Here is a 5,646-nt window from a genome sequence, read left to right on the forward strand (position 1 = left end):
AGTGTTTCTCTTCTTTCAGATAATACAACGTCCTTCATATGACCAAAGAATGATTCCATAGGTGCATTGTCCCAACAGTTACCGCGCCTCGACATAGACTGAATTAGCCCCATATTCTCAACTTTTTGCTGGAAAACAGGGTAGGTATAATGAACCCCTTGATCTGAGTGGATATACCTTTCCATTACTGGCATATCTTTAATCACATCATTTAATTTATCTAGCGTTTCATAAACTAAATTCATTTTTAAGCTAGTTGAGAACTGATGTGCAACAATCTCGCCGGTAGCACCATCCTTAACAGCTGAAAGATAGGCCCATTGTCCACTTCCATAAGGAAGATAAGTGATATCTGTTAGCAAAACTTTGTATGGGATACCTTGGTCAAACTGACGATTGACAAGGTTTTTCTTGGTAGCATTTTCTTGGGTTGCCTTCATGATTTTACGGTATGGTTTCGCTGCTCGTATTGATGATATGATGTTATTCTTACGCATAATTCTTCTGATTTTTTTATGATTCATTACTATATCGCATTCAGCTTCTAACGCCATTTTTATTCCATCAATCCCACACTTATGCTTATCCAGAAAAATTCTATATAACAATTGGAAATCTTCCCAATCATTACGATCACGTACAGCACGTTTATCGCTACCATTTAACCAATAATAGTAGCCACTTCTGCTTACCCCTGCAAGGTCGCATAAATGATTCACCATTCCACTGAGTTGATTTTCACGAATAATTTGGTTAATTAATTTAAAGCGTTCCTTTTTATTTAAGTCGTTTTTTCTGTCGTTTTTCACGCTCCTCTCGTGCAATTCTAATTTTTTTACTAGTTCAAGATTCCCCTCTAGATAGGCTATGCGGGCATTTGCTTTGTCTAGCGCCTCTTGTAACGATAATTGTTCTCTTGGTCCATATGGACGATTATTCTTTGAACCACGGTTCTCCTGTAACAATATATCTTCTCCGTGATCTTTATATGATCTTTTCCAACGAGATGGTGATTGATTGGATTTTCCTTCTCCGATTAAATGTGAAGGAAGTCCAGCGAGTTCAAATATCTGAGAGGATGTCATGCCTTGTTTGCTTTGTTTTATTGCCTTTATTTTGAATTCTGATGAATAGGTAATACTTTTCTCTTTCACACTTTTCACATTAGGATTGTTTCTTAAAGCTTGAATCTCAGCTTGGCCATATATCTTTTTACTCATCCTGCCAACTCCCTTCTGTATAACTCATCTAGAGTATACCGAAAATTTTGCATAAAAATAACCCGAAAACTTGCAACACTCTTTTTTTTGAGTGTTCAGTTTTCGGGTAGAGATTCAGATGTTTGTCTCCTCTTCTAATAGATTACTATAAGACAGCTAAAAACATGAGATAGTAGGATAAAAATGGACTAGGTAAATTTCTTTTACCACTACTTGTTATGCCCAATCTATCGTCTTACACTTCAACTATCTAACTATACTTTCATTTAAACCATCTGTGCATCCTTAGTCGTATCAGTATTTTCTCTTAAAGTTAAGACCCCATCATTCATTTCATAGACTTTATCGCATTGGTCTATTAAACGAAGATCGTGTGTAACCATGATGGTCGTTTTATTTTGTTGTTTAGTCATTTTGGCCAAGATATCCACCACATCCATCGCCCGTTTAGAGTCTAAGCTAGCTGTTGGTTCATCAGCAAAGATGATTGAAGGATTATTATATAAGGCGCGCGCAATTGCTACACGCTGCTTTTCACCCCCAGAGATTTGCTCTGGAAATTTATTTTTTAATTTTTCAATACCTAGTAGTTCCAGTAAATCTAATGGACTTTTCTCTTTTTTAGATAGTTTATCTACTAATTTCAATTGATCAGATACTTTTAGGAATGGAATAAGGTTTGATGCTTGTAGGATAAATCCCACTTCTTCAAAACGAATGCGCGCCCGCTCCTTTTCTTTCTTTTCACTAAAAGGTTTACCGTTAATCATGACCCTACCTTGTGTTGGTTTCTGTAAGCCGGCAGCAATACTTAAAAAGGTACTTTTCCCTGAACCAGATGGCCCGATAATGGCAATAAATTCACCTTTCTCTGCTGTAAATGACGTTTTTTCAAGGGCCACAATTTCCGTATCCCCATCTTTAAATTTTTTCTGTACATTTTCAATTGTTAATACACTCATAATGACCTCCTAGGCAATTGCTCTTGCTGGATCAACGTTCACTATTGTTTTCACTGAGAATAAGGCACCAATTAATGAACAAAGTAAAATCAAACCGCCGACTGCTATAAAGAACAGCCAATTGATTTGGGTTGGCACCTGAGCTGGTAGCAAATAAATGCTCAAAACGGTCACGGCAACGCCTAATACTAGACCTATTAATGTAAGGATAAAGGTTTGTACAACCACAGAACGACCAATTGTGCCTGTTGAAATACCTTGGGCTTTCATTACGCCGAATACGTCAATTTTTTGAATAGTGAGTACGTAAATAAAAATACCAATCACAACCGCTGCAATTAAAATTAAAAAGCCAATCATGAAAATAAATGTGAGTAACTGTGCACTATATCCTGGTAAATTATTGATAAAATCTGCCGTTGACCATACTGCCAAATCGTCAGGTAGGTCTGTTACTTCACCGCGTACGATAATAGCATTAATCATTTGATTATCCGCCTCTTGCCCTGGTTCACCTTCAGGCATTTGGCTATTATCTGATGTATTCGATGTATTCAATGAAGCATCTTGAATGTTTCTAAAAGCATTTTGTGTGATATGAACCATCGGCGCAATACTATATTTCGTGTTTGTCGTTAATCCCACAACTTCAAACGCTTGTCCTTCAATCGTTACAGTATCTCCTATTCCTAGGCCATATTGTTCAGTTAGACTATCATCAATTAAAGCTTCATTATCAGCGTTCACCTGACGACCTTCAGTCACTTCAGGTGTAATAAAGTCATCAAAATGGATACCAAATAGGGAAATAGACAGTTGTTCATCGCTTTCGATACTATCTGAATTCATATTGGTTGGCATCTGTAGTATTGCAGCTTTATTATCTGCATCAACCGCATCATAATCCTCTTCATTTATATTAGAGCGACTCATTGTCCCATCTGCTTCTTCTGTCAAAATGATTTGGTCAGCCTGCCATTGGTCAATCCCCATCCGACTCTCCATCGCTAGGCCATAAGCCAAACTAATTAAGAAAAAAACCAAAAAGGCAATCAAAAACATGACCCCAACAACCAAACTATACTTTTTCTTTGCATATAATATTTCTTTAATGGCTAAAAACATGCTTACTTGCTTCCTCTCTCTACCTGTTGAATCTAATGATTCATCTTCAAAAATCCAACTACTAATGTAGGTCGGATTTGATGACTGCTGTCTATAAAACGTATGCCTATCCTTATATTTTAGTCCTATTGGTAGGTTTGCACAGTTGACACTCTAAACATCCTAAAATTAGGATAAAATAAGCGCCCACCCACGTCATTAAGACTTTTTGCGGTCCTATTTATATGTCTTTTAACATTTTCTTGGCTTGGTAAATCAAGCGCGCCCGCTCAATGCTACTAGTATAATTTCTTTGAGTGAAGCAATTGTAATTTGCTTTTCTAACAGCATCGCCAATTCCATGGTAGATATAGGCAGATGTTAGGATGGGTAGTTGTGCTGCTTGGCTAAAATCTTTTAGAAATGGTTCAATACTATAGTAGTATTGGTCAGCAATCTGATAAAGGTGCTCCCATAAATCAATCCAATTCTGAGGGATAGCGCCATCCTTATATGACAACTGTTTGATCATTGCTTCATCAACACCATAAAGATCAAGCAAGGTCTTTGGGAGATAGATCCGTTGTCTTTCCCGGTAATCTTCACCGACATCCCTTAAAATATTCGTTAACTGCATGCCAATACCTAAATCTATTGCTGCTTGACGCATAGCTTGATTAATCTCAGTAGCTTCGTTCACTAGTAGGGGTAATAACATTTCCCCTACTGACCCAGCAACATTTGAAGCGTAAGCAACCAAATCGGCCATATCGACTACTTTGTAGCCTAAAATATCCATTCGTTGCCCTTGGATCTGTTTCAACAAAGCATCAGTAGACACTTGAGAAGTTGCACGAAATAAGTTTATGTCAAGTGGTTATAAGGCTACCTCTACTAGAATGATTGCGAAAGAAGTTGGGATTACACAACCAACCTTGTATTATCATTTTAAAAACAAGGAAAGTCTTTATCTTGGGGTTTTAGATGAAATAGGTGGGGAAGTATACACTGACCTATTGGCGATTGTTGAAAATGACCAACTTGATCTAACTGGTAAACTATTACAAATGTCTTATTATCTACAAGATAACGAAGACATGGATATCTATACTATGATGCAAGATATGCAAGCAGACATTTCCATTGAAAGTAGACGCATCCTATACCAAATCTTTCAAGAAAGTTATAAACGGCCGTTCATCTTATTATTTGATGATTACGAAAAGCAATTAAAACATCAGCTTACTGGAGAGAAAATTGCTACATATTTCTTTGTTACACTGGCCCCTTATATTTCTTCTAAACACACAATCAGCAAAACGATTGCTTTGGAGGAAATGATTGATTTATTTCTGCACGGGATCATCTAATAGAATAAGTTGTTTCTTACGAGAAATCCTCCCGACTACCGGGTCAAAAAAAGAGATTGTTCTGAGAGGTTTTAGATTAGTTCAATAGGTAGTTGGGCAGTGGTAGTGGTGCATACAAGGAGGTCATTTAAATGTTATCAATCATTACAACAGCTCTAAGCGTATTTGCAATGGTTATTGTTTCCCTCATGCTGTGGTTTTATTTTAAACCATTCTTTATAGGTCTAGGGCTTATATTCTTAGCCTTTGCTGTAGTATGCACGATCATAGGAGCAGTTAAGGAGTTCAATGCAGGGCGTTCTGCTAAAGACAAAGAAAAGCAGGAGCAAGAGCAGGACCTGTAGCATCAACAATAATAACTATACTATGGAGCTTAGCAGTTTATACTGCTGGGTTCTTTTTATTGTGTATAAACCTCTATATGCCTGTATAAGACCCTGCATGCACTCCCTACGTTCACCCTTGAGATATTTTATTTCGCAAATTTTACCGCATTTGCCGACGAAAAGATAAAACACATATAAGTATACGCAGATATATTTAAACCGTCTTAAAATACAAATATGAGCTTATTGGGAATCTTGTACTATATTAGATATGGATGAACAAATATCAATTTTACGCATCAAAATTTACGTATTTAAGCATCAATAGAATCAAATGTCAGTTCATATAAATTTTTATCATCCAAATTAGCGAATTCTTCAATATTTACTCGGTACATAATATTATTTTGCTTTTTAGAGATTTGGTTATAGTAGCTTATATTAATATGCATAGCGGTTTTATAACCATTATTTTTAGCTGTATTTTGAAATTCTTCAAGCGCATTTTTACCAATGGGCATTAAATAATATTTATCGCTATATAAGTTGAGGTAAAGTTTTACTCCCTCTTGTTTTTCTGATATGATTCAGGCAAAAACATGAAGGGATGAGCCAGATGGAACTGCGAGACCAACTGACAGAACTGAGGCGCGCGATGAAAGAG

Annotated in this window: 6 protein-coding genes and 1 pseudogene; 2 read left to right on the forward strand and 5 right to left on the reverse strand. The window is 36.6% G+C overall.

Annotated features, from left to right (window positions below):
- The 4 genes from B9P78_RS09110 to B9P78_RS09125 all read right to left on the reverse strand — a co-directional run.
- Nucleotides 1–1,220 (reverse strand): IS3 family transposase (locus tag B9P78_RS09110; RefSeq protein WP_094519131.1); only part of this gene is annotated, 1,220 nt, incomplete at its 3' end.
- 266 nt (nucleotides 1,221–1,486) lie between these two features.
- Nucleotides 1,487–2,182, reverse strand: coding sequence for an ABC transporter ATP-binding protein (locus B9P78_RS09115; RefSeq protein WP_094519132.1), 696 nt, complete (start codon nucleotides 2,180–2,182; stop codon nucleotides 1,487–1,489).
- A gap of 9 nt (nucleotides 2,183–2,191) precedes the next feature.
- A complete protein-coding gene (locus tag B9P78_RS09120) occupies nucleotides 2,192–3,307 on the reverse strand; it encodes an ABC transporter permease (RefSeq protein WP_094519133.1) in 1,116 nt (371 codons plus the stop codon).
- Between the two features lie 220 nt (nucleotides 3,308–3,527).
- Nucleotides 3,528–4,112, reverse strand: a complete 585-nt coding sequence (locus B9P78_RS09125) for a squalene/phytoene synthase family protein (RefSeq protein WP_158520594.1) — start codon at nucleotides 4,110–4,112, stop codon at nucleotides 3,528–3,530.
- A 34-nt stretch (nucleotides 4,113–4,146) separates the two neighbouring features.
- Between B9P78_RS09125 and B9P78_RS09130 the strand changes: the two are divergent.
- Together B9P78_RS09130 and B9P78_RS09135 are read left to right on the forward strand one after the other, a co-directional pair.
- Nucleotides 4,147–4,656 (forward strand): annotated as a pseudogene (locus B9P78_RS09130) (TetR/AcrR family transcriptional regulator); the annotation flags it as partial.
- A gap of 131 nt (nucleotides 4,657–4,787) precedes the next feature.
- Complete coding sequence (locus tag B9P78_RS09135) at nucleotides 4,788–5,000, forward strand: zinc metallopeptidase (RefSeq protein ID WP_094519136.1); 213 nt, start codon at nucleotides 4,788–4,790, stop codon at nucleotides 4,998–5,000.
- 296 nt (nucleotides 5,001–5,296) lie between these two features.
- Here B9P78_RS09135 and B9P78_RS09140 read toward each other — a convergent pair whose 3' ends face one another.
- Nucleotides 5,297–5,503 (reverse strand): hypothetical protein, encoded by a 207-nt coding sequence (locus B9P78_RS09140; protein ID WP_094519137.1) that lies wholly within the window; start codon nucleotides 5,501–5,503, stop codon nucleotides 5,297–5,299.
- Nucleotides 5,504–5,646: the final 143 nt, after the last annotated feature.

The sequence above is a fragment of the Aerococcus sp. 1KP-2016 genome (assembly GCF_002252085.1).
GTDB lineage: Bacteria > Bacillota > Bacilli > Lactobacillales > Aerococcaceae > Aerococcus.